The organism is Hydrogenivirga sp. 128-5-R1-1 (genome assembly GCF_000171895.1).
In genome coordinates this window covers 1-1,957 of sequence record NZ_ABHJ01000193.1, presented here as the reverse complement: position 1 = coordinate 1,957, position 1,957 = coordinate 1, and the positions used below count along the sequence as shown (strand labels likewise).

The 1,957-nt window shown below is 34.0% G+C and carries 3 protein-coding genes and 1 pseudogene; all 4 read left to right on the top strand.

Annotated features, from left to right (window positions below):
* Positions 1-238, top strand: a pseudogene (locus HG1285_RS19865) (6-carboxyhexanoate--CoA ligase); the annotation flags it as partial.
* Position 239: 1 nt separating this feature from the next.
* The gene (gene fbp / locus HG1285_RS03445; protein ID WP_008288867.1) at positions 240-1,205 is read left to right on the top strand and encodes a class 1 fructose-bisphosphatase; all 966 of its coding nucleotides are present in this window, start codon (positions 240-242) and stop codon (positions 1,203-1,205) included.
* Entirely contained in the window at positions 1,206-1,580 is a 375-nt protein-coding gene (gene crcB, locus HG1285_RS03450; RefSeq protein WP_008288866.1) for a fluoride efflux transporter CrcB, read from the top strand. It abuts the gene before it with no gap.
* 10 nt (positions 1,581-1,590) lie between these two features.
* Positions 1,591-1,929, top strand: a complete 339-nt coding sequence (locus tag HG1285_RS03455) for a DUF190 domain-containing protein (RefSeq protein WP_008288865.1) — start codon at positions 1,591-1,593, stop codon at positions 1,927-1,929.
* The last annotated feature ends 28 nt before the right edge of the window (positions 1,930-1,957 follow it).

Sequence of the window (1,957 nt, the reverse complement as noted above, 5' to 3'; positions counted from 1 at the left end):
AGGTTCTTTTAATCAGATTGAGGTTGATGGTCAGATTATAAATGTAGTATCCCTGGAAGACTTACTTGTAGATATGATGAATGAATGCGTCGCCGGAGATGAAACTGTATGCGAGCTTATAAAAATGCTTATAAAATCATATTTACCGGTTTTAGATTTTCATCATATATATTCCAATTTAAAAAATAAACAGGCTGTAATAAAATTTAAACAGTATAGAAAAGAGGCAGAGGGGTAAAATGACACAGATAGGGATTGATTTAAACAGATTTATTTTAGAAGAAGAAAGAAAATTTCCAAAAGCAACCGGTTCATTATCTATGGCACTCATGGCCATAGAAGCTGCAGCTAAAGTTATAGCTTCCCATGTTAGAATGGCAGGACTTGCAGATGTGCTGGGAAAAGCAGGAAAAGTTAATGTTCAGGGTGAAGAAGTCCAGAAACTTGATGAACTTTCCAATGAAATACTGATTAATCATCTATCAGATTGTGGGCAGTTCTATGCACTGGCTTCAGAAGAATTAGATGAACCTATATTTCCTTCAAAAGGAGTTGATGGAAAATATGTCATCTCTTTTGACCCGTTAGATGGTTCTTCAAATATAGACGTTAACGTTAGTATCGGGACAATTTTTTCCATTCATAAAAAAGTGACAGGAACAATTGATGATTTTCTACAAGAAGGTTATAAACAGATTGCAGCAGGATATATTATTTACGGTTCTTCCACAATGTTTGTCCTGACTACAGGAAATGGAGTTAACGGATTTACATTAGATCCTTCTGTTGGTATGTTTTTACTCTCCCATCCTGATATGAAAATTCCAGAAAAAGGAAAAATCTATTCTATAAATGAAGCAAATGCTAAAAAATGGACACAGCCTAAACTTATTGATTATATAGAAACACTAAAAGAAGAAGGCTATACAACAAGATATATAGGTTCAATGGTAGCCGATGTTCACAGAACACTTATAAAGGGTGGAATATTTGGATACCCTGCAGATAAGAAAAACACAAACGGAAAACTCAGACTTCTTTATGAAGCTGCTCCAATGGCATTTTTAATAGAGCAGGCCGGCGGAAAAGCAACAAACGGAGAAATTGATATACTCCAGATAAAACCTACAGATATCCATCAAAGAACCCCTGTTTTCCTTGGAAGTCCAAAAGAAATTAATCAATTAATGGAGTTTATAGGATAAATGCAATATCTGGCTATTATGTTAGGTGGAGCCCTTGGGGCTCTCTTTAGATTTTTTGTTTCGTCCTTTGTTAACAAATATTCCGGACTTGAATTCCCTGCAGGAACTCTGACTGTAAATGTAATCGGCTCATTTATCCTTGTGTTTTTTACAGTTATAACCCTTGAAAAGCTAAGTATAGATCCTTTATGGAGAATGTTTTTTGCAGTAGGATTTTTAGGGGCTTTTACTACCTTTTCAACATTTTCCTATGAAACTATAGCTTTAATGCAGGATGGGGAATATTTTAAAAGTATATTAAATATTTTACTGAATAATGGACTATCTATAGCTGCAGGAATAGGTGGTTTAATTCTGGCAAAAAGTTTGTCCTAAGGAGCTTATTATGAAAATAGAGGGAGAGGCTTATTTACTTAGAATATTTATAGGCGAAAATGACAGAATAGATGGAAAGCTGGCATATAAGAAACTTGTTGAGATTATGAGGGAAAATGATATAGCTGGAGCTACAGTTTTAAGGGGAATACTTGGATATGGTGCTTCCAGCAGAATACATGCAGCAGGATTATTAACCCTCTCCGGAGATTTACCTGTTGTAATAGAAGCTGTAGATAGAGAAGAAAAAATTAAAAAATTAATTCCTGAAATAGAAAAATACATAAAAAATGGTCTCGTAACCCTTGAAAAAGTCCATGTGATTAAATATGTGTATGATAAATCATAAACAAAACCCAAAAATTATTAGATAATCT